Source organism: Microbulbifer maximicatervae (SeqCode), assembly GCF_052467615.1.
This window is the reverse complement of sequence record NZ_CP174319.1, coordinates 217,061-240,480: the sequence shown is the minus strand read 5'-3', so window position 1 is coordinate 240,480 and position 23,420 is coordinate 217,061. Positions and strand designations below refer to the sequence as shown.

At 52.0% G+C, this 23,420-nt stretch carries 23 protein-coding genes and 2 tRNA genes; 7 read left to right on the top strand and 18 right to left on the bottom strand.

Annotated elements, in window-relative coordinates; genetic code table 11:
- Window positions 1-21 precede the first annotated feature (21 nt).
- The gene (locus ACJJIM_RS01125) at window positions 22-459 is read right to left on the bottom strand and encodes a hypothetical protein (RefSeq protein WP_413664422.1); all 438 of its coding nucleotides are present in this window, start codon (window positions 457-459) and stop codon (window positions 22-24) included.
- Window positions 460-1,612: 1,153 nt separating this feature from the next.
- Here ACJJIM_RS01125 and ACJJIM_RS01120 point away from each other — a divergent pair.
- From ACJJIM_RS01120 to ACJJIM_RS01110, 3 genes are all read left to right on the top strand, one after another.
- Window positions 1,613-2,152, top strand: a complete 540-nt coding sequence (locus ACJJIM_RS01120) for a hypothetical protein (RefSeq protein WP_444912143.1) — start codon at window positions 1,613-1,615, stop codon at window positions 2,150-2,152.
- Between the two features lie 204 nt (window positions 2,153-2,356).
- Window positions 2,357-4,471, top strand: coding sequence for a TonB-dependent receptor family protein (locus ACJJIM_RS01115; RefSeq protein ID WP_444912142.1), 2,115 nt, complete (start codon window positions 2,357-2,359; stop codon window positions 4,469-4,471).
- A 40-nt stretch (window positions 4,472-4,511) separates the two neighbouring features.
- Window positions 4,512-6,083 carry a PepSY domain-containing protein gene (locus ACJJIM_RS01110; RefSeq protein WP_444912141.1) on the top strand — a complete coding sequence of 524 codons (1,572 nt, stop codon included), beginning with the start codon at window positions 4,512-4,514 and terminating at the stop codon, window positions 6,081-6,083.
- Between the two features lie 587 nt (window positions 6,084-6,670).
- Here the strand turns inward: ACJJIM_RS01110 and ACJJIM_RS01105 are convergent.
- The 17 genes from ACJJIM_RS01105 to ACJJIM_RS01025 all read right to left on the bottom strand — a co-directional run bounded on the left by ACJJIM_RS01105 (window position 6,671) and on the right by ACJJIM_RS01025 (window position 19,009).
- A tRNA-Lys gene (locus tag ACJJIM_RS01105) sits at window positions 6,671-6,746 on the bottom strand.
- 105 nt (window positions 6,747-6,851) lie between these two features.
- A tRNA-Lys gene (locus ACJJIM_RS01100) sits at window positions 6,852-6,927 on the bottom strand.
- Between the two features lie 132 nt (window positions 6,928-7,059).
- Entirely contained in the window at window positions 7,060-7,737 is a 678-nt protein-coding gene (queC, locus tag ACJJIM_RS01095; protein ID WP_413664418.1) for a 7-cyano-7-deazaguanine synthase QueC, read from the bottom strand.
- A gap of 35 nt (window positions 7,738-7,772) precedes the next feature.
- Complete coding sequence (gene queE / locus ACJJIM_RS01090; protein ID WP_413664417.1) at window positions 7,773-8,432, bottom strand: 7-carboxy-7-deazaguanine synthase QueE; 660 nt, start codon at window positions 8,430-8,432, stop codon at window positions 7,773-7,775.
- Window positions 8,433-8,538: 106 nt separating this feature from the next.
- Window positions 8,539-9,378 carry a tol-pal system protein YbgF gene (gene ybgF / locus ACJJIM_RS01085; protein ID WP_413664416.1) on the bottom strand — a complete coding sequence of 280 codons (840 nt, stop codon included), beginning with the start codon at window positions 9,376-9,378 and terminating at the stop codon, window positions 8,539-8,541.
- 18 nt (window positions 9,379-9,396) lie between these two features.
- Window positions 9,397-9,885, bottom strand: a complete 489-nt coding sequence (locus ACJJIM_RS01080) for an OmpA family protein (RefSeq protein WP_413664415.1) — start codon at window positions 9,883-9,885, stop codon at window positions 9,397-9,399.
- 99 nt (window positions 9,886-9,984) lie between these two features.
- Window positions 9,985-11,280 carry a Tol-Pal system beta propeller repeat protein TolB gene (tolB, locus tag ACJJIM_RS01075; protein ID WP_444912140.1) on the bottom strand — a complete coding sequence of 432 codons (1,296 nt, stop codon included), beginning with the start codon at window positions 11,278-11,280 and terminating at the stop codon, window positions 9,985-9,987.
- On the bottom strand, window positions 11,277-12,071 hold the full coding sequence (tolA, locus tag ACJJIM_RS01070) for a cell envelope integrity protein TolA (RefSeq protein ID WP_444912139.1): 795 nt from the start codon (window positions 12,069-12,071) through the stop codon (window positions 11,277-11,279). The genes tolB and tolA overlap by 4 nt, the downstream gene beginning before the upstream one ends.
- A gap of 7 nt (window positions 12,072-12,078) precedes the next feature.
- Window positions 12,079-12,510 carry a protein TolR gene (gene tolR / locus ACJJIM_RS01065; protein WP_444892812.1) on the bottom strand — a complete coding sequence of 144 codons (432 nt, stop codon included), beginning with the start codon at window positions 12,508-12,510 and terminating at the stop codon, window positions 12,079-12,081.
- Between the two features lie 20 nt (window positions 12,511-12,530).
- Window positions 12,531-13,220, bottom strand: a complete 690-nt coding sequence (tolQ, locus tag ACJJIM_RS01060) for a protein TolQ (RefSeq protein WP_108731827.1) — start codon at window positions 13,218-13,220, stop codon at window positions 12,531-12,533.
- Between the two features lie 4 nt (window positions 13,221-13,224).
- Window positions 13,225-13,629, bottom strand: coding sequence for a tol-pal system-associated acyl-CoA thioesterase (gene ybgC / locus ACJJIM_RS01055; protein WP_282934233.1), 405 nt, complete (start codon window positions 13,627-13,629; stop codon window positions 13,225-13,227).
- A 12-nt stretch (window positions 13,630-13,641) separates the two neighbouring features.
- Window positions 13,642-14,661, bottom strand: a complete 1,020-nt coding sequence (gene ruvB, locus ACJJIM_RS01050; protein WP_413664411.1) for a Holliday junction branch migration DNA helicase RuvB — start codon at window positions 14,659-14,661, stop codon at window positions 13,642-13,644.
- A 23-nt stretch (window positions 14,662-14,684) separates the two neighbouring features.
- The gene (gene ruvA, locus ACJJIM_RS01045; RefSeq protein WP_282934234.1) at window positions 14,685-15,296 is read right to left on the bottom strand and encodes a Holliday junction branch migration protein RuvA; all 612 of its coding nucleotides are present in this window, start codon (window positions 15,294-15,296) and stop codon (window positions 14,685-14,687) included.
- Between the two features lie 57 nt (window positions 15,297-15,353).
- Window positions 15,354-15,881: a crossover junction endodeoxyribonuclease RuvC gene (gene ruvC / locus ACJJIM_RS01040; RefSeq protein ID WP_413664410.1), complete on the bottom strand. Its 528-nt coding sequence runs from the start codon at window positions 15,879-15,881 to the stop codon at window positions 15,354-15,356.
- Between the two features lie 150 nt (window positions 15,882-16,031).
- Window positions 16,032-16,775, bottom strand: a complete 744-nt coding sequence (locus ACJJIM_RS01035; RefSeq protein WP_444912138.1) for a YebC/PmpR family DNA-binding transcriptional regulator — start codon at window positions 16,773-16,775, stop codon at window positions 16,032-16,034.
- Window positions 16,776-16,880: 105 nt separating this feature from the next.
- Window positions 16,881-18,659, bottom strand: coding sequence for an aspartate--tRNA ligase (gene aspS, locus ACJJIM_RS01030; RefSeq protein WP_282934237.1), 1,779 nt, complete (start codon window positions 18,657-18,659; stop codon window positions 16,881-16,883).
- A gap of 77 nt (window positions 18,660-18,736) precedes the next feature.
- Complete coding sequence (locus tag ACJJIM_RS01025) at window positions 18,737-19,009, bottom strand: FmdB family zinc ribbon protein (protein ID WP_444912137.1); 273 nt, start codon at window positions 19,007-19,009, stop codon at window positions 18,737-18,739.
- 287 nt (window positions 19,010-19,296) lie between these two features.
- On the opposite strand from ACJJIM_RS01025, the gene ACJJIM_RS01020 reads away from it, so the two are divergent.
- The 4 genes from ACJJIM_RS01020 to ACJJIM_RS01005 all read left to right on the top strand — a co-directional run bounded on the left by ACJJIM_RS01020 (window position 19,297) and on the right by ACJJIM_RS01005 (window position 23,396).
- Window positions 19,297-19,695, top strand: coding sequence for an HU family DNA-binding protein (locus ACJJIM_RS01020; RefSeq protein WP_282934239.1), 399 nt, complete (start codon window positions 19,297-19,299; stop codon window positions 19,693-19,695).
- 214 nt (window positions 19,696-19,909) lie between these two features.
- A complete protein-coding gene (locus ACJJIM_RS01015; protein ID WP_444912136.1) occupies window positions 19,910-21,637 on the top strand; it encodes a proline--tRNA ligase in 1,728 nt (575 codons plus the stop codon).
- A gap of 121 nt (window positions 21,638-21,758) precedes the next feature.
- On the top strand, window positions 21,759-22,325 hold the full coding sequence (locus ACJJIM_RS01010) for a lytic transglycosylase domain-containing protein (protein WP_108731817.1): 567 nt from the start codon (window positions 21,759-21,761) through the stop codon (window positions 22,323-22,325).
- Between the two features lie 3 nt (window positions 22,326-22,328).
- Window positions 22,329-23,396 carry a helix-turn-helix transcriptional regulator gene (locus ACJJIM_RS01005; RefSeq protein ID WP_413664408.1) on the top strand — a complete coding sequence of 356 codons (1,068 nt, stop codon included), beginning with the start codon at window positions 22,329-22,331 and terminating at the stop codon, window positions 23,394-23,396.
- Window positions 23,397-23,420 lie beyond the last annotated feature (24 nt).

Sequence of the window (23,420 nt, the reverse complement as noted above, 5' to 3'; positions counted from 1 at the left end):
CAGAAATCAAAGAACTGACTGCTACTGTAAAATTGTGCCGGTATTACTTACTCCAGACTGTGTCGCTATTGCTGTCTCGGCGGTACCCGCTTGAGAGGTAACATGCATATTCAATGTACCCGTTTGGGATATTGTGGCAACACCCGTAGTGATATTGTTCTGATCAATATTTACATCATTGGAGTCGCCGGTTTGCAACACTGTAGCTCTGGTAAAGAAGGCATTTCCTTGATCCAGCGTAGACATATTCATATCACCAAACTGGTCGACAATCATAGTTGAATTTTCAACCGTAAACACCTGTTCCAGGAGCGCCATATTGTCATTAGCCATTTGCAACAGCTCCATCACAAGAAAGCTAACCGAACCTAGCTGATCCAGGGCTGCGACATTTCCTATGCCATCCTGAGCACCAACTATCAAACTTGAGCTGACGCCTAAGTTTTGATTAACGTCCATTTGATTCATTTGGCCAATTTGTGTGGCCAGCAAAGTAGAATCGACCGTCTGCTGCTATAGAGAAAAACTCGGGCCGACAATTAGAAATATCTCTTACAAAAACCAACTCCTTTACCTACACAGATCGAACCGCACTACTTAGGGAGCCTCTGAATAACTCCGTGATACCTCTGGCATGCATAGCGGTTCACAATCAAGGCGCGGCTTCGCAGGAATGTCTAGACCTTTCAAGAGGTCGCAACGCGGAGTGTGAATCGCTCTGCAAGCCCCGAAGGGCGGGCCTTGAAGGCCACAGCTGCTGCGTTGCAGCTCTTGCAAAGGGCTACGCTATTCGCGGCGAGCTGCGCCTAACATCTGCAACCTTCAAGACCCGCAGAGGCATTACGGAGTTATTCAGAGGCTCCTTAGAAACTAAATCCGCAACATCAAGGTAAGCAGTATCCACCATAATTGGTGGCACGAAATGCTTGAGGAGGTAGCAACGCCAAAGACTGCATCCTTATTTCTCTGAAACTAGATTCATAGCATTAACTGGCTTCAAATTCCTACCAATGCGTCAGAAGACAAGTCGATGGCTCATTCAATACTACAAATATAATCTAAGCCATCCATGGGAATAAAGTACCCAATAACTAGGTATAAAGTTTTACAAAGAATAGAAGTGGCAGGTTTAGTGCATTCAGGGAAGAACCAAGAAAATCAGACATTGAGAACTATAAGAAAGGAATTTTTGGTCGCACTTGGCTTCATACCTTGAGCAACCGATTAAAAGTCGAGATATAAAGCTTATACTAGCCTTGTTTTGGAGATATCTCACTAAACCAACCATAACTTTGCATAACGACTCACCACTCTATCCAAAACAGGTTCGACAAGCCTCTATTTACTGCCACTAAAACTCGACTCCTCCAATATCAATTAGTATGGAAATATTTTGTCTGCCAAAAGCAATATACAAATGTGGAATTGGGTAACCAGCCACCAAAAATCATCCAATAGAATCACGCCAAACCTATCAGCAGATTTTTCTATTAGAGACCGAGGTTGCCAGCGATAATGGTATTTCCATCATAGAAAGCAACTCCCAGCCCTTGATAACTCTCAATAAGTAGAGCAGAATGCGCCTCAAATTGTCACTTCGCAAGTACCAGCTTTGTCAATCTGCTACTTTACCAAAATCAAACAATCACGAGGCACACGAAACCTGCTGCCTCGTATAGCGTTGTTTTTATTTTTGGTACAAGCGTTGATTCCCACAGGGTACATGCCAGCCTCGATCGCTACTGATGGTACAGTTATCAAACTCTGTCCTAGTGGCGTCTCACCAGAAGTAATGGCGATTATTCATCAGGGACATAATCAAAAGCCATTAAGCAGCGGTACAAAGAGCGAGCAGAATCACCACTCCCATCATCAACATATACACCATGAGATGGCGAGTATGTCAGCCGATAAAGTTGCAGAAAGTACAGATCATGATCACCATGCCGAAGGCAATTGGCAGCTGGACTGCAAGTTTGGTATTGCAAAGCCAAATTCCGAAGTAACATTTTTATCTACCCCTTATCTATCTAGCCTGTCAAAAACACGCTATATCCAGCAGCGACACTTGGCTGAGGAAGTAATCGCCAGCCTACATCGAAAACAGCAGCAGCGCGCTCCTCCCTTCTTCACCTCTTTGTCCACAATTTAAGTCTTTGCTCTTCACTTTTTGGGCTCGTTTACGCCTGCCCAAATCATGAAGCCAGTAAGGCATTCGATATAAGCAAATCAGCTTGCTCGTAGATACTACCAATCTAGTATCAGAGCACCTGTGCCTGTCGCTATATCGTCTGCGTTACAGCATCTAATTTATTTTATCGGCACGCTACATAGCGTTCCGACAGGATACCTATACATGAAAATTACTCGAAAGCTGCTCATCTCCTTAGCACTTATTGCTATCAGTAGCGCGCCTCAAGCTAAAGGCCAAGATCATCAATCCCAGTCAATTGAGGAGGTTGTAGTTACAGCTGATATCGACAATTCACTATCTGCACACTCTGCAAGTGAAGCAATTCATAACCTTCAGCGTGTTCCAGGGGGAGTTGACTTGGTTCGTGCCGAAGACTATTTAGTTGAGTTTACGCAGAGTATTGGTGACGCGCTGAAGTTCACACCCGGCGTTTACGCAGACACTTCAGCGCAGCGTGACAATCGAATTTCTATTCGGGGATCCGCTGCGAATGCTACTTATGAACGCCGAGGAATTACTGTATTGCGTGATGGAGTACCGATTTCACGTGCCAGTGGCAGCACCGAGTATCAAGAAATAGATCCACTATCTATTGACTATATCGAGATCTATAAAGGATCAAACGGCCTTCGTTATGGTGCAGCTTCACTGGGAGGTGCAATCAATGTGGTAACACCGACGGGAGCTACGTCAAAAGCTGGAAGTAATATAAGGTTGGAAAGCGGGTCATTCGATACATACCGAACCAGTATTAACACTAAAGGAAGAAATGACGCTTTTGATTATTATGGTGCGGTAACCAAACTAAACAGTAGTGGATTTAGAGAACATTCCGAAGTCGACAGTATTTATAGCTTTGGTAATGTTGGCTACAAATTTAGTGACAACATGGAAACTCGCTTTTTCCTGACCGCATTGCAGGACAATTTTGAGCTGGCTGGCTCTTTGACACACGACCAAGCATTAAGCAATCCTGACATGTCGCCAGAATCAAATATTGAACGCGATATGGATCGAAACCTTGATGTGTTTCGCTTATCAAATCGAACAGTTTTTGCACTAGATTCGCTCACTATTGAAGCCGGGGCTTGGCTAGCAACAAGATATTTGGATCACGCCATAACACCATATGCCGGCATCATTGAGCAAGGCGGAATGGAGTTTGGCATATCTACTGATATTACTGGTGATTTCCAACTGGATATCACTGATATTTCCTGGGTTATAGGTATAACCCATGCTGAAAGTAACAATGAGTCAGAACTGTTTGCGTACTCTGAGGGCCCTTTTAGCCCAACACCAACTGCCGAGAAGGGAAATTTATCAAGTAAAGATGATCGGAATGCGACGAATACTGTCATCTATGGACAGCTAGACTTCCCCCTAAGCGAGTCACTTAACCTAATCGCAGGAGCTCAATATATTAGTAGCGTCAGAGAAAACAAAAATATCTTTAACTCTGACCCCGCTCAGGATACGGGTGGACCGAAAGATGACACCGGTAAGTTGAGCTTCGAAAAATTCAATGGGCGCCTTGGTGTTATTTATACCCTACAAGATGAAAATCAGCTATACGCTAATGTGAGTGAAGGTTATGAGCCACCAGGGATAACTGATCTAACTTCGGGCGGAGCGGATCCATTTACAATTCTTGATGCACAGGAGTCATTGACTTTTGAGGTTGGGTCTCGCGGGCAGAAAGGTATTGTAAGCTGGGACGCATCTATTTATCACAGTGAAATTAGCAACGAATTTGTAGACGTTGGGCAGTCCGGGTTTAGCGGCGAAACAACAAGTACAGAAAACGCAAGAGGTAACACACTACACAAAGGTGTCGAGCTTGGTCTCGATATACAAATAAATAAGAATATTCTCTGGCGGAACATCTATAACTATAACGACTTTTGCTTTGATAATGATCCGGATAGAGGGGATAACAAGTTACCTGGAATACCTCAATCAATCTACGCCAGCGAATTGAAATACTCGAGCAATGGCAGGTGGTATGCAGGCATTAACTTGCGACATATTGCCAACGGAGCCTACGTTGACTACGCCAACACTGAAAGAACTGCGGGATATGAATTAATTGGCATTATTGCCGGTATCTCGATAAACGAAGCGATCGACTTATTTGCATCTGCGGAAAACCTAACCGACGAAAAATATATCTCAAATGTGTCAACAGTATCAGATCTTAGTATGGCTTCCAGTAATTCAGTTTTTACTCCAGGTCAAGGTCGCGCCTTCTATGTTGGTGTCAGCACTAACTTTTAATAGCCCCTCACAGTAGGAAATACATAAGCGAGGTAGCTTGATGAAACTGCAATTCATTAGATGGCACAGATTCCTAACCTGGATAGCTTTTTTTGGTGTTGTAACTTGGTCTTTGTCTGGAATATTCCATCCAATAATGGCTTGGTTTGGTCCGCAAGCCAAAAATACAATGCCACCCACGTTTCAAGCCAATGCAGAGACCTTATATAAACTTGAAAAAATTATTGACAAGCTGCCTATTGAAAGGGTGGCTATCGCTAAAGTTGTTCCTTCAAGTGAGGGTAATCTACTGCAGATTACAGAAGCTGATAACAGTCCAAGGCGTTATTTCAACCTTGAAACTGGAAGTGAGTTGTTTGATCATGATATAGCACAAGCAAAGTGGCTCACCTCTCATTACTTGGACTTACCACAAGAAAATATTATTGATGTTAAATTCAAGGAGAGCTTTAGCACTGATTACCCGCGAGTTAATCGCCTGCTGCCAGTTTATGAGGTGACCATTGCCGCCGACGATAATTTACTCAAAGCTTTTATCTACACCGAAACAGGTGCCTTAGCTGCTTTAAACAATAGTTTTAAAGCCAAAACTCAACTATTTTTCAGAGCGCTACATACCTGGAGCTGGCTAGATACTACCGGCCATGGGCGTGTGCTCACTGTTGCACTATTTATGTTGACGCTTGTAGTGATAGCTTCAACGGGACTCTATCTGATTTTTGCACTCCCCAGCCGCAAAATTCCGAAGTCTAATCGACGCTGGCATCGCCGCCTCGGCTACCTACTTTGGCTGCCATTACTTGGCTGGTCAGCAAGCGGGTTTTATCATTTATTACAGGCAGAATACATACAACCCATTTCAGGCTTGCGACTGCTTGAACCTGTGCAACTGGAAAGCTTTGCAGTTGCGGAAAGCGAGATGGCTCAGTGGCGGCATAGCATAGGGAGTAGCATTCCTAAGAAAGCGCATTTAAATGCTATTTCGCTCAATCAGTCCATCGATAAAAAACCACTTTATCGACTTGGAATTAGCGTTCCGATTGAAGAGTCAATGTCCAATTACCAACAGCGTAAAGCACGCTTTGGCGGACTGCCTCTGGAAAGATCATCAGCTTTAATCAACGCTCAAACAGGGGAGAAAGAGTCGGTTAAGGATCAGGACTTGGCCAAAGAACTAGCTCTACAATTCATCCAATCTAATAGCAATACAATCGACAATAGTAAAATTGATGAAATCAAGCTGGTTACACACTTTGGCCCAAACTATGACTTCCGCAATAAACGATTACCAGTTTGGCAGGTCGACTTGAACGACCCAGCCGGTAGCAGGTATTTTGTTGACCCAGTAACAGGTATTTTAGTTGACCGAAATCGAAAGATTGACCGATTGGAATCACTTTCATTTTCACTGCTTCACAAGTGGAATTTTTTACGCCCATTAATAGGAGCTGAAAAGCGTGACATATTGATTGTAATTACATTACTCGCCTTAATTGCAATGTCCTGCTTTGGATTGGCTATTTATTTAGCACGCAGAAAGCCAAGAGCTAGGAGGGTTGGTTCCAGCCTACCCCCTCAGGAAGCGTCTGGCTACATTAAAGCCTCGAATTAGAACTAGCCTTTTTCTCAGGCAAAACTCTCGGTCAAGAGCAGCCCCTGCGCCCAGGATCTACCCTTGACTGAGAGACTTATAGGGCAGAATAACCTAAAGGCTATACACGCCCCCTTTTAAGCTCAAGTGTTAACCACAATTATCGACAAAGGTGTTTTTACTGTCTCGAACTGACTTTTATCTTAGCTAAAAGTTTCTACAACAGCTTATTTTCCACATGCAACCTTGACACTAACGAGCACTAAATCGTGTTCATTGCCGATCTGGCGAGACTCTCTAACTCGGCAAAAGCCGCCGCCAAGACCAACATAAGGCCCTCTAAAGTAAATAGCGGCTATTGAGCCCAGGGTTAAGCACACACAACTTAAAGCACACCCTGGCGAGCACATCTGCGCAGTCGGCGAGCCTTTACGATGCGGAAAACTCTGATAGATCACCATACATGTAATATCCACCATTCAGAATCGAAAACGAAAGGAGCTGATTAATACAGCAAATAAGCACGGTAATAGAAAGTCTGAAACTAGCCCACGTGTACGATGGTAATACAGAGAAACTGGTTAATTGATAGTGGGGAAAAGGAGAGATGGTGGGTCGTGCTGGATTCGAACCAGCGACCAATTGGTTAAAAGCCAACTGCTCTACCAACTGAGCTAACGACCCCCAGGATGGTTGGACTAATTTGGTACTGGTCCAACTTGGGTTGTTTTTACCTTCGCGCAGAAGTGTAAAAACTGGGTGGGCTGCCTTGGGCATCCCTGTCGAAAATGGTGGGTCGTGCTGGATTCGAACCAGCGACCAATTGGTTAAAAGCCAACTGCTCTACCGACTGAGCTAACGACCCTTTTCGATGCCTCGTTGTGAGGAGCTGCGTATCTTACGGATCTATTTCGAAAAGACAATACCTAACTCAAAAAAAAATCTAACAAATTTAAGGAGTTAGGTATTTGTTCAAAAAATTGGCGCCAACGGCCAATTAAGGTGCGTAGACCGTGGGGTCCTCCAGGCCGGCCTCTGTGAAGCCGGCAGCCCTCAGGCGGCAACTGTCGCAGCGACGGCAGGCAGCGCCATCTGGCAAGGCTTGGTAGCAGGACACAGTTAAACTGTAGTCCACCCCTAAGCGGGTTCCTTCGGTAACAATATCCGCCTTGCTCATCTCCATCAGCGGCGCACGTATAGACAGCTTATTGCCCTCGACACCGGCCCTGGTAGCCAGGTTGGCCATCTTCTCGTAGGCCTCAATATATTCCGGCCGGCAATCCGGATAGCCGGAGTAGTCCACGGCGTTCACACCCACGAAAATATCCTGGGCGCCCAGCACCTCTGCCCAACCCAGGGCAATAGACAGGAATACCGTGTTTCGCGCCGGCACATAGGTCACCGGAATACCGGAGGTTTCCTCTTCAGGTACTTCGATAGAGTCATCGGTCAACGCCGACCCGCCGATTGAACGCAGGTCAAGCTTAACCACCTTGTGCTCAACGGCCCCCAAGTCCTTCGCCACCTTCTGCGCAGCCAATAGTTCTGCCTCGTGACGCTGGCCATAATCGAAGCCCAGGGCGTAACACTCGTAGCCCTCAGCGCGAGCCATGGCCAGTACGGTGGCTGAGTCCAGGCCTCCGGATAGCAAGATTACTGCTTTCTTTGCTGTCATTTTTTCCTCTTTTCTTGATGTGGCGCAGCGGCGCTTTAAACCCCTGGGATGTCGCCCCACAACAGCTTGTGCATTTGCATCTGCATACGCACCGGTAACCCATCTTCCAGTATCCATTCAGCTAGCTGGCGCGGCTGCAGCTGCTCGTAGCTGGGGGAGAAAAGCACCTCTCCAACCCGCTCAGGTATGCGGTACTGATCCAGGGTAAATCGAGCCCAGTCATAATCCCCGCGATCACAGATCACAAACTTGACCTGGTCCTGGCGAGTGAGTACTTGCATATTCTCCATACGGTTGCGGTGCTGCTCCCCGGAGGCCGGCGTTTTCAGGTCGACCACTCTCGACACCCGCTCATCCACTTTATCCACAGGCATAGCGCCACTGGTCTCGAGGGACACCGCATAGCCCGCATCGCAAAGCGCCTTCATCAGGGGAAAACAATTGGGCTGGGCCAGGGGCTCACCACCGGTAACGCACACATGGCGAGCGGGATGGCTTTGCACCTGCTGCAAAATCTGCTCCAGCGTCATGCGCTCGCCACCGTAAAAGGCGTACTCGGAGTCGCAATAGGTACAGCGTAACGGGCAGCCCGTCAGGCGTACAAACACCGTAGGAAGGCCGCTTTCTCGCGCCTCTCCCTGGAGGGAGTAGAAAATTTCACTGATTCTGAGTGATTCTTTGGAAAGATCGGTCATACACACCCAACACAAAAACGCCCGAGTGGCACATGCCACCCGGGCGCGGGATCATAGGCTTTTTCTGCTCAAAAAACCAGCGATGGCAGTCAGTAGCGGCTGAAGGCTACTGGAAGTTCTCCTGCAGATACTTCTTCGCCAGATTCGACGCTCTGGCGTCACTGGCTGCCACCTGCTCCAGCAGGTTGCGGGCTTTTTGCTGGTCGCCCAGCTGGTGGTAAACAGTACCCAGCTTGTAGCGGCCATCCCAGACTTTACTGGAATTCGGGTAACCGTCGAGGAGGGCTACGAACCACTCCCGAGCCTCTTCCAGGTTGCCTTGAACCAGTGCAATCTCACCCAGCCAGTAATTCGCATTCGGGGCGTACTGACCATTGGGGAAGTCCTGCAACAGGCTTTTGAACTCTTCACTGGCGCCGCCGTAATCGCCATTGCGGGCCAAGCCAAAGCTGGCCTGGTAGCGGTCGCGCTCGCTCTTGCCGTCTTTCGGGCCCTGGGGTTTAGGCGGCATTGCTGAGCCCCCCTGCCCTTGCATTGACGAAGCACCGCCTTCAGCGGTAGACGGCGGCTGAGCCGCTGGCTCTGTACCACTCAGGCGCGCAATACGCCGGTCCAGATCCATATAATCTTCGGTGCGCTGCTGTTTGAGACGCTTGATCTCATGGCGCAACTCTTCAACTGTGCCACGCAACTCCCGCACTTCCTGCTGCAAAACCTGCATCTGATAGTAGGCTTCGGCCTGGGGGTTGCCCTGGGCTCGGGGTGGTGACATACCGGCGCGGGCGAGCTGTGTCGGAGCACTGCTTTCCACTTCATCGGTATAAGTAATGGTCGACTGGTCCTGGCTTTTAGAAGACAGGTCTACAATCGGGGCCTGGGAAAATACCGGCGATGCCGCAGTCATTACTGCTGCGGCGATCGCTAGTTTTCTAATCGTTAAAGCCATTGGCATCCATTTTTACGATTAGTTAATAACAACGCGACGGTTCATCGCACGGGCAGATTCGTTAGAACCCATTTGAGCCGGACGCTCTTCACCGTAGCTGATTACTTCCAGGTTAGCTGCGTCTACGCCTTGCAGTACCAAAAAGTCGCGAACGGCATTGGCACGACGCTCACCCAGAGCCAGGTTGTACTCGCGAGTACCCAGTTCGTCAGCGTGGCCTTCCAGGCGAACAGAACCGGTGGCAGCGCGCATACGGTCAGCGTGACGGATCAGCAGTTCACGGGTTTCGGGCTTCAGCAGGGACTGGTCGAAATCGAAGTAAACTACGTTTTCCAGAGGTGCTACAGGCTCTTTCGGGGTATCAAAATCGGTGGTTTCAACCGCGGTATTATTTGCGGTTTCATCAACAATGGTTTCCCCGCCAGTCTTGGTATCATTGCTGCTACAACCAGCCATAACTGCCAATACACAGGCTAACCCAAGGCCTGTTTTTACTGATTTCAACATAAGCTACTCCGCTTTATATATAGTGTTATCGAAAATCCTGAAAGATTTCTACTTGCTCTAATTCACACCCTTCGCTTAAGCGCGTCGGGCACCCCCGCCTTATTCAAAGTACGGCGACCAGGCCGGTTCACGGACATCACCCCTCTGAGAGGGCAGGTTGTACTTCACCCCGGCATCCAGCGACACCGCTGCCAGAATACCTTTATCCCCACGTTTGGTAGCGTACATCAACATGGCCCCATTCGGCGCGATACTAGGGGATTCGTCCAGCGTAGTCTCCGTAAGGACACGCACTCTGCCCGAGTTGATATCCATCGTAGCGATGGTAAATACGCCCCTATTACGATGCACCATCACCAGTGTCTTTCCATCGGGAGAAACACGGGGCCGCGCATTGTAATCGCCATCGAAGGTTAAGCGGTCGACTTGACCAGTGGCAAGAGTCAATTGGTAAATTTGTGGCTTCCCTCCCCTATCGGAGGTGAAAACCAGTGATTTACCATCTGGCATCCAGTTCGGCTCGGTATCAATGGAGAAGTGCCTTGTCATTCTTGTCAGTTTATTACTGACCAGATCCAGCACGTAGATCTCCGGGTTGCCGTCCTTGGAGAGCACCATCGCCAGTTTGGTTCCATCCGGGGACCAGGTCGGCGAACTGTTGATGCCCTTGAAGTTAGTTAATTGCTTGCGCGCACCCGTGCGCAGGTTCTCGCGGAAAATTGCCGGGCGCCCGGTTTCAAAGGAGACGTAGGCGAGCTCCTGGCCATTGGGGGACCACATGGGAGACATCACCGGCGCACTGAAACGGCGGATCTGCTTGGCGCGAGCACCATCGATATCGGCACGCATCAGCAGATAGCTGGGCTTGCCGCCACGGGTCTCTTCCTGCACGTACACCATTTCCGTGGAGAAGGCACCTCGAATACCGGTGATAGCTTCAAAGATCTCATCGGCGGCGCGGTGGGCGATATCCCGCAGCTGGGTCTGGCCGCCGCGCACTTGCTTGGTGAACATCTTGTGCTGGCCGAAAACATTGACCAGATCAAAAGTGAGCAGGTAACCGGTGGCCTGCGGCTCAATGCGGCCGGTCACTATGTACTCGGTGCCGAGGATACGCCAATCGCGGAATACCACGTCTTCCGGGGCCTTGGGGAAAGACAGCATGTCCTCCTTGGGCACAGGGGAGAAAAGGCCACTGCGACGAAGGTCTGAGGAAATAATCCCGGAAACATCTTCCGCCAGTACCCCGCCACCAGACCAGCTGAATGGGGACACGGCGATCGGTGTGGGGTCATCGATACCGCTGGTGATATCCACCACCAGCTGGGCTCGGGCCCCCAGGCTCACCGAGGCGATTGCAATAATGACGACTGTCTTCAGTAAACTCTTGATCATTGGCGCAGATCTTCGACTTTAAAGTTCAAAATAGTTGTGCGGACTTCCCGCTCAAATACCACTGGTTCCTCCCGGGCCAGGTCGGCCACTTCGGGAAATACCTCCACTTTTTTAATAGCGGTCAGTACCGAGCGATCCAGGGCGGCATTACCACTGCCCTCGACGATATTAGCTGCCACCACCCGGCCGGTGGGGACAAAGTTTATTCTCACCTTGGTAAGCATACCGTTTCGGGCACTGGGCGGGCGACTCCATACCGCCTCAATTTGCTGCTGGATCGCCTGGCCAACGGACATCACCGCTTGCTCGGCCTCATTCGCATCCAGCAGTTCCTCTTCATCCTGGAGGGCCTCGTCAAAAGAACTCTGGCGCTCTTGGGCCAGCTTCTCCTTCAGCTCTTTTTCTTTGCGCGCCTTCTCTTGCTGCTCTTTCTCGCGACGGGCCTTCTCTGCCTGTGCCTTGCGATCAGCTTCGACTTTCGCTTTGCGTTTCTTTTCCGCCTCGAGCTTTTTCTTCTGCTCCAGGGCTGCGCGGCGCTTACGTTCGACCTCAGCCTTGCGTTTTTGCTCCGCAGCGCGATCGGCACGCTGTTTTATTTTATCGACCTTTTTCGGCAGTTTCTTCTTCGGTGTTGCCGCTTCAATCGTCACCAGTTTAGCCTGCACAAACTTTGGCATCGGTTTGCGCTCAGGCATACTGCTGGCTTCCCAGCCGTAGGTCATGGCAGCTATCAACGCCCCGTGTAACACGAGGCTGATGATGATCGCCAATGCATAAAAGCCTTTATTCACCGGCACCCTACCCCTGAGGTGGCTCTGTCACCAGGCCGACGCTGGGCGCTCCCGCCTGCTGCAGTTCGGTCATGGCATTGACGATCAGGCCATAGCGGGCCTCGGTGTCACCCCACACCAAAACCGGAGTTCCCGGCTTTTGGCGCAACACCTTAGCGACCGTTTGTTTAATTTCTTCGAGCGGCTTGGCGCTCTTCTCGTCAGTCCCCAGATTTAGGTAATAGGTGCCATCGGAGCGCACAGAAATAATCAGCGGCTCCTCATCAGTTTCCTCCATCGGCGCCGAGGGCGCGTTTGGAAGGTCGACTTTGACCCCCTGCATCAACAATGGTGCCGTGACCATGAAGACAATTAGCAGCACCAGCATTACGTCAATGTAGGGCACTACATTGATCTCGGAGACCAGCTTCTTTTTGGTTCCCTTGCGAAACACACTCATAGGGTTCGCCTATTCACTACTCAGCCGGAATGCACTTTGCGGTGCAGGATAGAGGAAAACTCCTCGGCGAAAGTTTCGTAGCTGGACAACAGCGACTCCGCCTTGGCGGAATAGCGGTTAAAAGCCATCACCGCAGGAATTGCTGCAAACAGGCCCATAGCCGTAGCCACCAACGCTTCACTGATACCGGGTGCGACCGTGGCAATAGTGGCCTGGTGCATAGTAGCGAGACCACGGAAAGAATTCATAATCCCCCACACAGTGCCAAACAGGCCGATATAGGGACTGACAGAGCCTACGGTTGCCAGGAACGGCAGGTTCATTTCCACCTTTTCCTGCTCCCGGGACATAGCCACACGCATGGCCCGCTCAGTGCCTTCCATCACCGCTTCAGGGCCGCTGCTACCCTGCTGGCGCAGGCGGGTAAACTCGGTAAAACCGGCGCGGAAAAGGGACTCAACACCATCGGTTCGGCCTTTTTCCGCTCGCTCGTTACCTTCGCGGAAGAGTTTGTTCAGGTCGGCACCGGACCAAAAGCGGCGCTCGAAATTGTTCAGGGAGCGCTTGGCCTGGGACAGGTAAAGCCCACGCTGGATAATCATCACCCAGGACACCACAGAGGCCAGTAACAGCAGCAGCATAACTAACTGTACCAACAGGCTGGCGTTCTGGATTAGCCCCCAAAGAGAAAGTTGTTCACCGGCGTTCATCTTCTTAAATAACTGCCTTTAATGCTGAATAAATAGGTTCCGGCAGGGCACAGGGCCTGCGGCTGTCGTCAGCGACACAAGCAACTTTGACCACACCTTCGCAAATTAGCTCATCGCCGCGCCAGATTTTTTGCTCAAAAGTCACTGCGGCCCGCCCCAGTTTGCCAATCGAGGCCGTAGCGCGCAATGCATCATCAAGAAGTGCGGACTTTCGATACTGGATCTCGGCGGAGTGCACCACCAGTAACAGACCCTGTTCTGGCATCGCCGGCTTATCATACCCGAGGGAGCGCAGCAGTTCTGTGCGCGCGCGCTCCATATACTTCAAATAATTGACGTAATAAACGATACCACCTGCGTCGGTATCCTCGATATAAACCCGCAGCGGAATACTGAAAACTTCCTTCACCCCATCCTCTCTCTACTTATTATCGGGCTTCGGCAGGCCGAAGTGCTCGTAGGCCAGGCCGGTTGCCACTCGCCCTCGCGGTGTGCGGGCGATATAACCCTGCTGAATCAGGTAGGGCTCTAACACATCTTCCAGGGTATCCCGCTCTTCACTGACTGCTGCAGCGAGACTGTCCACCCCCACCGGCCCACCATCGAACTTCTCAATCATGGCCAGTAGCATACGGCGATCCAGCTGATCGAAACCACGGGAATCCACATTGAGCATGTTGAGGGCGGCATCGGCAATTCCGGAATCCACGGCACCATCACCTTTAACCTCCGCGTAGTCGCGCACGCGGCGCAGCAGGCGGTTGGCTATTCGGGGGGTACCCCGAGCTCGACGGGCAACTTCGAGAGCACCACCTTCATCCATCTCCACTCCCATCAGGCCAGCGGAACGACGAACAATACTGGTGAGATCCTCAACGTTATAGAACTCAAGCCGCTGGACGATACCGAAGCGATCCCGCAGTGGCGAGGTAAGCAGGCCCGCCCTCGTGGTGGCACCCACCAATGTGAAGGGTGGCAGGTCGAGCTTGATGGAACGCGCCGCAGGCCCTTCACCGATCATAATATCCAGCTGGTAATCTTCCATCGCCGGATACAGTACCTCTTCCACATGGGGGCTGAGGCGGTGGATCTCATCGATAAACAGCACATCCCCCGGCTCCAGGTTGGTCATCAACGCAGCCAGATCGCCAGCCTTCTCCAATACCGGGCCCGAGGTGGTCTTAATGGCCACTCCCATTTCGGCGGCGATGATATTTGCCAGCGTGGTTTTACCCAGCCCCGGCGGTCCGAATACCAGGGTGTGATCCAGGGCCTCTTTGCGCAGCTTGGCAGCCTGAATAAAGATCTCCATTTGCTCCCGCACCACTGGCTGACCCACATAATCATCCAGGGTTTTGGGGCGCACGGCGCGGTCGTACTGCTCTTCCTGGCCCGAGGGGCCCACGGGCTCCGGTGCCACCAAACGGTCGGCTTCGATCATTGCAACAACTCCAGGGCCTCAGATTAAGCGGGGGCCATTCCCTTAAGGGCCAGGCGAATCAAAGTCGCGCTATCGGCATCCGGCTGCTCCTTGCTGGCGCGGGCCACCATTTTGCTGGCTTCAGTGGGCTTGTAACCCAGAGCCGCCAGGGCGCTCTCCGCTTCACCGGTGTGATCCACCTTGGGCTCGGCAGCAGCGGCCATCAAGGGGATATCGTTGGCGTCGCCAAAATCCGGGGTCAATTTATCCCGCAGCTCCACAATCAGGCGCTCGGCAGTCTTTTTACCGACGCCGGGGACTTTGACCAGCGCCGCTACATTATCCTCCGACACACAACGGGCCAGGGCAGCGCCGTCCAGCCCGGATAAAATAGCCAGGGCCATCTTGGGACCCACTCCACTCACCTTGATCAGGGTGCGAAACAATTTGCGGTCCCCATCGCGAATAAAACCATATAACTGCTGGGCCGTTTCCGATACCGCTAAATGAGTGTGCAGCTGCACCGGCTGCCCCAGTGCGGGCAGTTCAAAAATCGTGGTCATGGGTGCGAGCACTTCATAGCCCACCCCCTGTACATCCACCAACAGCAGAGGTGGCTGCACTGCTGCCAGGGTACCGCTCAATCTTCCAATCATGTGTTATTCCAGGTTTATATTGTCTGCGCCCTTTATGGGGCCGATTCTACCAGCCGATCACACGCTCAGGCGGCCGCGACGAAAACGACTGCGCGCACCGCCAGCGGTAAATACCAGGGTTTGCTCGGTATGCATATGGCACAGAGCCACGGCCAGCGCATCGGCGGCATCCTCCTGTGGCGACGCAGGTAGGGACAGCAGGGTTTTGACCATGTGCTGTACCTGCAATTTATCCGCTCCTCCGTTGCCGACCACTGCCTGCTTCACTTTGCGAGCTTCATATTCGGCTACTGCCAGACCGCTATTTGCCCCAGCTACAATAGCTGCCCCCCGGGCCTGTCCCAATTTCAGGGCGGAGCCGGCGCTCTTGGACATAAAAACATTTTCAATTGCCATCTGAGCAGGCTGGTATTGCTGGGCGATCTGGCTCACTGCATCAAAAATCAGTTTGAGGCGCTCAGGCAGGGGACCTTCGGGAATACGAATGACCCCGCTGGCCACATAGCGAGCCTTGCCCCGCTCTACATCGATAATTCCATAGCCCGTTTTTCGCGAGCCGGGATCAATACCCAGGATTCGGGTCAAAAGGCAGCTCCCCAAATATCTGTATGTTTATATAGTGGTGGGAGTGTCCCAAGGTGAACAGGAAGCGTCAAGAGAGGGGGAGTAAGAAGGACTTGAAAAGATAAAAAACAAGAGGCGGGACAGTAGCCGCCTCCAGTTACGGAACCAGCTTTAGCCCAGCTCCTCCATCACCTCTGCCGGAATATCCGCATTGGTGTAAACGTTTTGCACATCATCCAAGTCTTCCAGCATCTCGATCAGAGCGAGTACTTTTTCAGCACCGTCTTTATCCAGCGGAATCGTGGTGGACGGAATCATGGCAATTTCGGCACTGTCCGGGGTAAAACCAGCTGCAACCAGGGCGTCCTTAACCGTCAGGTAGTCCTGGAATTCAGTGGTAACTTCAACACTGCCGTCATCGTTGGATTCGATATCCTCAGCACCGGCTTCGAGAGCTGCTTCCATCAACGCATCTTCATCCACTCCGGTCTCGTAGAACATCTGACCTTTGCGGGTAAACAGGTAGCTAACGGAACCGTCGGTACCCAGGTTGCCACCGCGCTTGGTGAAGGCGTGACGCACTTCAGCCACTGTGCGGTTGCGGTTGTCAGTCAGGCACTCCACCAAGACCGCTACACCTCCAACGCCGTAGCCCTCGTAAACTACGGCTTCGTAGTTTTCACCATCCGCATTGCCGGCGCCACGGGCGATAGCTTTGTCGATGGTATCGCGCTTCATATTGGCGCCCAGAGCCTTATCGATAGTGGCGCGCAGCGCCGGGTTATCGTCCGGGTTTGGACCCGATTTGGCGGCTACCGTCAACTCGCGAATGATCTTGGTAAAGACCTTGCCCCGCTTGGCATCCTGAGCTGCTTTGCGGTGCTTAATATTGGCCCATTTACTATGTCCGGCCATTTTCCGTCTCTCTTCAGTCAGTGCGTAGGATGGGCCAAAGAGCGAAGCGAATCGCCCATCACTACGATTGGATGGGCCCGCTTCGCTCGGCCCATCGGGGAAAAATCAGCTGATTTTCTCTTCTTTTTGTCGCAGGCGAATACTCAGCTCACGCAGTTGTTTCGCATCTACAGCACCCGGGGCATCTGTCATCACACAGGCGGCGCTCTGGGTTTTCGGGAAAGCGATAACATCGCGAATTGAGTCACTGCCGGTCATCAACATCACCAGACGATCCAGGCCAAAGGCCAGGCCACCATGGGGCGGCGCACCGTATTTGAGTGCATCCAGCAGGAAGCCAAACTTCTCGCGCTGCTCTTCAGCATCGATACCCAGGATGCGGAATACCGCTTCCTGCATCAACTGGTCGTGGATACGAACAGAACCACCACCCAGCTCGGTGCCGTTAAGTACCATATCGTAAGCGCGGGAAAGTGCTTCGAGCGGATTCTTTTCCAACTCTTCCGGGGTACAGGAAGGCGCAGTGAAGGGGTGGTGCAACGCAGTCAGGCTGCCGTCGTCATTTTCTTCAAACATTGGGAAGGCGACAACCCACAAAGGCGCCCACTCGCTGGTGTACAGATCCAAGTCTTCACCCAGCTTGCAGCGCAATGCACCCAGGGCTTCGGAGACAATCTTGGCCTTGTCCGAGCCGAAGAAAAGAACGTCACCGTCTTCTGCTTGCAGGCGATCGAGAATGGCTGCACGGGTTTCAAGCGGCAGGAATTTGACGATTGGCGACTGCAGACCATTTTCCAGGTCAGAGCGATCGTTAACCTTGATGTACGCCAGGCCCTTGGCGCCATAAATACCGACAAATTTGCCGTAATCGTCCAGCTGCTTGCGGGTCAGTTTCTTACAACCGCCAGGTACTTTAATCGCAGCAACACGTCCCTTCGGATCATTGGCCGGCCCGGAGAATACCTTGAAGTCCACCTCGGTCATCAGGTCCTTGATCTCCACCATCTCCAGCGGAATACGCAGGTCCGGCTTGTCGGAACCGTAGCGCAGCATCGCTTGGTAGTGGGTCATACGCGGGAATTCACCCAGATCAACACCCTTAAGCTCTTTAAACAGCTTGCGAACCATGTTCTCGGTGATCGACATGATTTCCTCTTCGTCGAGGAAGGAGGTCTCAATATCGATCTGGGTAAATTCAGGCTGGCGATCAGCGCGCAAATCCTCATCGCGGAAACACTTAGCGATTTGGTAGTAGCGATCGAAACCGGAAACCATCAGCAACTGCTTAAACAGCTGTGGTGACTGTGGCAGGGCGAAGAACTTGCCCTCGTGAGTGCGGCTCGGCACCAGATAATCCCGGGCACCTTCTGGGGTGGCGCGGGTCAGGATTGGGGTCTCGATATCGAGGAAGCCGTGCTCATCCAGGTAATTGCGGATTGCGGTAGTCAGCTTGGAACGGAAATACAGGTTGTTCTGCATTTCGTTGCGGCGCAGATCCAGATAGCGGTATTTCAAGCGGATATCTTCACCCACCTCGGTGTGCTCATCCAGCTGGAAAGGCACTGTCTCAGCAGTATTGAGGATCTCCAGCTCTGTGCCGTAAACCTCAACTTCGCCGGTCACCATATTGGGATTCACGGCCTCTGGGGCACGGGCGCGCACACGACCTGTCACTTTAAGCACATATTCGCTGCGCACGCGATCGGCCATCTCGAAGTGTTCGGCCGCATCGGGGTCGAACACCACCTGTACAATTCCCTCGCGGTCGCGCAGGTCGATAAAAATCACTCCGCCGTGATCGCGGCGGCGGTCGACCCAGCCACAGAGGGTTACTACGCGGTCAATGTCCGCAGAACGAAGGACGCCACAGTAATCGCTGCGCATGGATGAAAATTCCCGTTATCGATAGGTGAAAAGATTAGTTAGAGGGTACACCGCACGGACAGCCCCGCACAGCTCGCCTAGGCCGTCTTTGCCGCCGCTGTGCCAGGCTTGTCGCTTTTGGCCTTACCATTGTTGGCAGAGTCACCGCCAGCGAGGTTTTTCTTGCTACCAGTTTTAAAATCAGTCTCATACCAACCGGCGCCCTTCAGGCGAAATCCAGCCGCTGAGATTTTCTTGCGCAGCTCGGCCTTCTCGCAAGCTGGGCAGTCTTTGAGCGGGTCATCGCTCATCCGCTGCAAAGCTTCCATTTCATGGCCGCAGGCATTGCACTGGTATTCATATATCGGCATTACACAGTACCTGGTGCTTAAAAAAAGGGGGAGAGAGTATACATGAGGCCTACAGAGGTAAGAAGCTGCACGGGTCTTTTCCCTGGGTAAAGCGTCCCATAAAGGCGACGTGAGGCTAAAAAATGTAAAAAAAGCACTATTTTTCTAGTATTTCTTCGTGCGGCCGAACAAAAACTATATATACTTCCCCCATCACCCGCTGAGACACCCGTAACGGATGCAGCGCAGCGGGAGAAAAAACACACTTTTACCGGATATATACCGAACAACAAAGAAGGAAGTAAGCCATGGCTGTCTCCAAGAAAGCTGCTACTAAAAAGGCCCCGGCAAAGAAAGCTGCGGCCAAAGCTGCACCGGCCAAGAAAGTAAAAGCAATCAAGGAAAAGTACACTAAGACTCAAGTACTTAATCAGATTGCAGAAAGCACTGAGCTGTCCCGCAAGCAGGTTCAATCTGTTCTGGACGAGCTGAACGATATCATCGAAGGCCACATCAAGAAGCGCGCAGTTGGCGAATTCACCCTGCCGGGCCTGATGAAAATCACCACCGTGAAAAAGCCGGCTAAGAAAGCTCGCAAGGGTATCAACCCGTTCACCGGTGAAGAGACTACCTTCAAGGCGAAGCCTGCCAGCATCCAGGTTAAAGTTCGCCCACTGAAGAAGCTGAAGGAAATGGCAGAGAACTAATACACTCTGTAAAGCCTCAGCTTAAAAACCCCGCTTATGCGGGGTTTTTTATTCACTCCCATTCCAAGCCAGTGCCCAGGCACCTGCTAAATAGATACCCCGGTATAGCAAAAGGCAATCCGCATTGAGGCAATACTGCCCCCAGGCAATATTTATTGCCCAGCGAATAGCGTAAAATAGCCAGCTTACCCGTAATAGAATCCATATAATTCCTATGCGCGCATCTCGTTATCTCATCGCAACCCAAAAAGAAACTCCCAACGACGCAGTGGTGATCAGCCATCAGCTGATGCTGCGTGCCGGCATGATCCGCCGTCTGTCTTCAGGTCTCTACACCTGGCTGCCCACTGGGTTGCGGGTGTTGCGCAAAGTCGAACGCATTGTTCGCGAAGAGATGGACCGCGCTGGCTCCCTGGAAGTACTGATGCCGGTCGTGCAGCCGGCAGAGCTTTGGGAAGAGTCCGGCCGCTGGCAGCAGTACGGCCCCGAACTCCTGCGCATCAAGGATCGCCACAACAATGACTTCTGCCTGGGCCCGACCCACGAGGAAGTCATCACCGACCTGATCCGCGGTGAAATCAATAGCTATAAGCAGTTGCCCGCCAATTTCTACCAGGTGCAGACTAAATTCCGCGATGAAATCCGTCCGCGCTTTGGCGTAATGCGCGCGCGCGAATTCACCATGAAGGATGCTTACTCCTTCCACGTGAACGAGGATTCCCTGCAGGAAACCTACGATATTATGCACGGCGCCTACTGCCAGATTTTTGAGCGCATTGGCCTGGACTACCGTCCGGTACTGGCAGACACCGGTTCAATCGGTGGCTCCAGCTCTCACGAATTCCACGTGCTGGCGCAGAGCGGCGAAGACGATATCGCCTTCTCCACAGAATCCCGCTACGCCGCCAATGTCGAATTGGCAGAAGCGGTTGCCCCAGCTGGCGAGCGCCCTGCTCCGTCGCAGGAAATGCAGGAAGTTCATACGCCGAACCAAAAAACCATCGCCGATGTCAGCGAGTTTTTGAAAAGTGATCCCGCCCACTCAGTAAAAACCCTGATTGTTCTGGGCGAGTGTGAAGAGGGTGAAACCGCTCCATTAATTGCCCTGGTACTGCGCGGCGATCACGAGCTGAACGAATTAAAAGCAGAGAAGCTGGCTGGAATCGCCAGCCCTATTCAGTTCGCCTCGGAAGAGCGCATCGCCGAAGAACTCAGTTGCAACATTGGCTCCCTGGGCCCGGTGGGCATAAAGATCGAGACTGTTGTGGATCGCTCTGCAGCGCACCTGGCAGACTTTATCTGCGGCGCCAATCGCGATGACTACCACTTAACCGGTGTGAACTGGGGTCGCGATGTGGAGTTGGGCCGCGTCGAAGACCTGCGCAATGTAGTGGCAGGCGACGCCAGCCCCGATGGCCAGGGCACCCTGGAAATCAAACGGGGCATCGAGGTCGGCCACATTTTCCAGTTAGGCGACAAATACAGCCGCGCTATGAATGCCACAGTACTGGATGAAAACGGTAAAGAGCAGGTTATGTCCATGGGCTGCTATGGCATCGGCGTTTCCCGAATCGTCGCTGCGGCGATCGAGCAGAACCACGACGACTCTGGGATTATCTGGCCCACTGCGATTGCACCTTTCCAGCTGGCGATTGTGCCAATCAATATGCACAAGAGCGATGTGGTAAGGGAGAAGTGCGAGCACCTGTATGAGTCCCTGCGCAGCAAGGGTATTGATGTATTGCTGATGGACGAAGCCAAAGCGCGACTGGGCGCTATGCTCGCCGATGTGGAGCTGATCGGTATTCCCCACCGCATTGTTATCGGCGATCGCGGCCTGGAAAAAGGTGTGGTGGAATATAAAGGTCGCGGAGATGCGGAAAGCCAGGAGTTTGCCGTATCCCAGCTCGAAGAAGTGTTATTGGAAAAATTTAATCAATAATTGTCGAGCCGCCCGGTCTGCCCCCAAGCAGGCCGGGACCTCTTACGGCAAAAGTGCTTTTTATCGGCGGCGTCACAAAATCACGCTGCCCATTTTGCCGGGCTTTTCGTAGAATCACCCCATGATAAAAAAAGCCACCGCCCTCTTGTTGCTCTGCCTTACCTGCTGTGCCGCCCAGGCTCAAAGCAGTAGAGCCGAGATCGACCCGGAGTTGCGCCTCGCCCTGCAGGACGCAGTTACCCAGGCCGACAGCTTTGTGGACCGCTTCGATGCGGAAGTGTGGCTAATGTCTAAATCCCAGCCTCTGTCCCGCTATATCAAAGATCCCAAGCGGCGGATGCACGTACTGAAAGCAGTCCACCGGGAGGCAACTCGGGCCGGGCTGCGCCCGGAAATTGTATTGGCGGTTATCCAGATTGAGAGTGCTTTTGACCCCTATGCGATATCCCGCGTTGGCGCTCTGGGTATGATGCAGGTAATGCCATTCTGGAAAAATGAAATCGGTCGACCCGACGATAACCTGATCGATATGGACACCAATCTAAGGTACGGATGTACCATTCTTAAACACTACATCAAGAAAGCCAAAGGCAATCTAGCCAACGCCCTCGCCTATTACAATGGTAGCTACGGCCGCCATACTTATAGCAGCAAGGTCCTGGATGCCTGGGCCGAGCGCTGGAGATAAACGATGACCGCCGGCTACTTATTTTTCTCCGGCGGTGCATGCGCTCTTCTTTTATTGGCGGCAACCAAGGTTGCTATACATCACTACCGGCTTGTTGCCGGGCGCTGCTTACTGGCCCTGCTGATAGCCGTGATCTGCTATTTACTCTGGCCCATCCTGCCACAACTGAGTGGACCTACTGCGCTCTTGCTTAACCTGCCAATTACTCTGATTCCCGCAATTTTTTGGCTGTTTACTCACCTGTTATGCCGCGAGGAAGAGCCTTTTCCCCTGTGGGGCTGGATTCCGATTGGTATTACCCTGGTCATCGGCATAGTCGCCTACCACGCACCATTGCCATTGACGTCAGATCAGCAATCCCCACTATTTACCCTTTCGCAGCTACTCAAACTCGGTTTAATCAGCCTCGGCCTACTGACACTACAACGACAGTTTCACCTGGACTTGGTCGCAGAGCGCCGACGCCTGCGCACAACCCTACTTATCGCCGTCGGCGCCTATATGCTGGTAGTAATTGGCGCAGAATCTATCTTTGCTTACCGCCCGCTTCCCAACGGTGTACCGACACTGCACGCACTATTTGCCAGCCTGTTGTCACTGGTTGCCTGCCTATGGTTGCTGGCCCTTTCCCCCAGCGCTCTGGGAGAATCCCTGCCGCGCCCGAAGAGGAGCGAGCCAGAGGAGGAAGAACAGCCTTTAGCTCCGCCACCTGAACTGGATGAACAACAGCAAACCCAGCTGCAAAAATTACAGGAACATATGCACAACGGTGGTTATCGCCATACCGGACTCACCATCAGGGAGCTCGCGGAGCAGTTGGATATTCGCGAACATGTGCTTCGTGTGCTGATTAATCGCCATCTGGGTTATCGCAATTTTAACGAATACCTAAATCAGTTTCGTATTGATGAAGCCAGCAACCGGTTGGCAGATCCGGAACAGGCCCATTTGCCAGTACTCACCATTGCTCTGGACATCGGCTATCGCTCCTTGAGCCCATTTAACGCTGCTTTCAAGCGCCGTCACAGCCAAACCCCCACTGAGTACCGCCGGGAAAAGCTGCCCGCCTGAATCTCCTCTCCTGAAAGAATCCGT

Coding starts and splice junctions, on each gene's coding strand:
- ACJJIM_RS01125 (WP_413664422.1), bottom strand. CDS start 459: ATGGACGTTAATCAAAACTTAGGCGTCAGCTCAAGTTTGATAGTTGGT.
- ACJJIM_RS01115 (WP_444912142.1), top strand. CDS start 2,357: ATGAAAATTACTCGAAAGCTGCTCATCTCCTTAGCACTTATTGCTATC.
- ACJJIM_RS01110 (WP_444912141.1), top strand. CDS start 4,512: ATGAAACTGCAATTCATTAGATGGCACAGATTCCTAACCTGGATAGCT.
- queC (WP_413664418.1), bottom strand. CDS start 7,737: ATGACAGCAAAGAAAGCAGTAATCTTGCTATCCGGAGGCCTGGACTCA.
- queE (WP_413664417.1), bottom strand. CDS start 8,432: ATGACCGATCTTTCCAAAGAATCACTCAGAATCAGTGAAATTTTCTAC.
- ybgF (WP_413664416.1), bottom strand. CDS start 9,378: ATGGCTTTAACGATTAGAAAACTAGCGATCGCCGCAGCAGTAATGACT.
- ACJJIM_RS01080 (WP_413664415.1), bottom strand. CDS start 9,885: ATGTTGAAATCAGTAAAAACAGGCCTTGGGTTAGCCTGTGTATTGGCA.
- tolB (WP_444912140.1), bottom strand. CDS start 11,280: ATGATCAAGAGTTTACTGAAGACAGTCGTCATTATTGCAATCGCCTCG.
- tolR (WP_444892812.1), bottom strand. CDS start 12,510: ATGAGTGTGTTTCGCAAGGGAACCAAAAAGAAGCTGGTCTCCGAGATC.
- tolQ (WP_108731827.1), bottom strand. CDS start 13,220: ATGAACGCCGGTGAACAACTTTCTCTTTGGGGGCTAATCCAGAACGCC.
- ruvB (WP_413664411.1), bottom strand. CDS start 14,661: ATGATCGAAGCCGACCGTTTGGTGGCACCGGAGCCCGTGGGCCCCTCG.
- ruvA (WP_282934234.1), bottom strand. CDS start 15,296: ATGATTGGAAGATTGAGCGGTACCCTGGCAGCAGTGCAGCCACCTCTG.
- ACJJIM_RS01035 (WP_444912138.1), bottom strand. CDS start 16,775: ATGGCCGGACATAGTAAATGGGCCAATATTAAGCACCGCAAAGCAGCT.
- aspS (WP_282934237.1), bottom strand. CDS start 18,659: ATGCGCAGCGATTACTGTGGCGTCCTTCGTTCTGCGGACATTGACCGC.
- ACJJIM_RS01025 (WP_444912137.1), bottom strand. CDS start 19,009: ATGCCGATATATGAATACCAGTGCAATGCCTGCGGCCATGAAATGGAA.
- ACJJIM_RS01020 (WP_282934239.1), top strand. CDS start 19,297: ATGGCTGTCTCCAAGAAAGCTGCTACTAAAAAGGCCCCGGCAAAGAAA.
- ACJJIM_RS01015 (WP_444912136.1), top strand. CDS start 19,910: ATGCGCGCATCTCGTTATCTCATCGCAACCCAAAAAGAAACTCCCAAC.
- ACJJIM_RS01010 (WP_108731817.1), top strand. CDS start 21,759: ATGATAAAAAAAGCCACCGCCCTCTTGTTGCTCTGCCTTACCTGCTGT.
- ACJJIM_RS01005 (WP_413664408.1), top strand. CDS start 22,329: ATGACCGCCGGCTACTTATTTTTCTCCGGCGGTGCATGCGCTCTTCTT.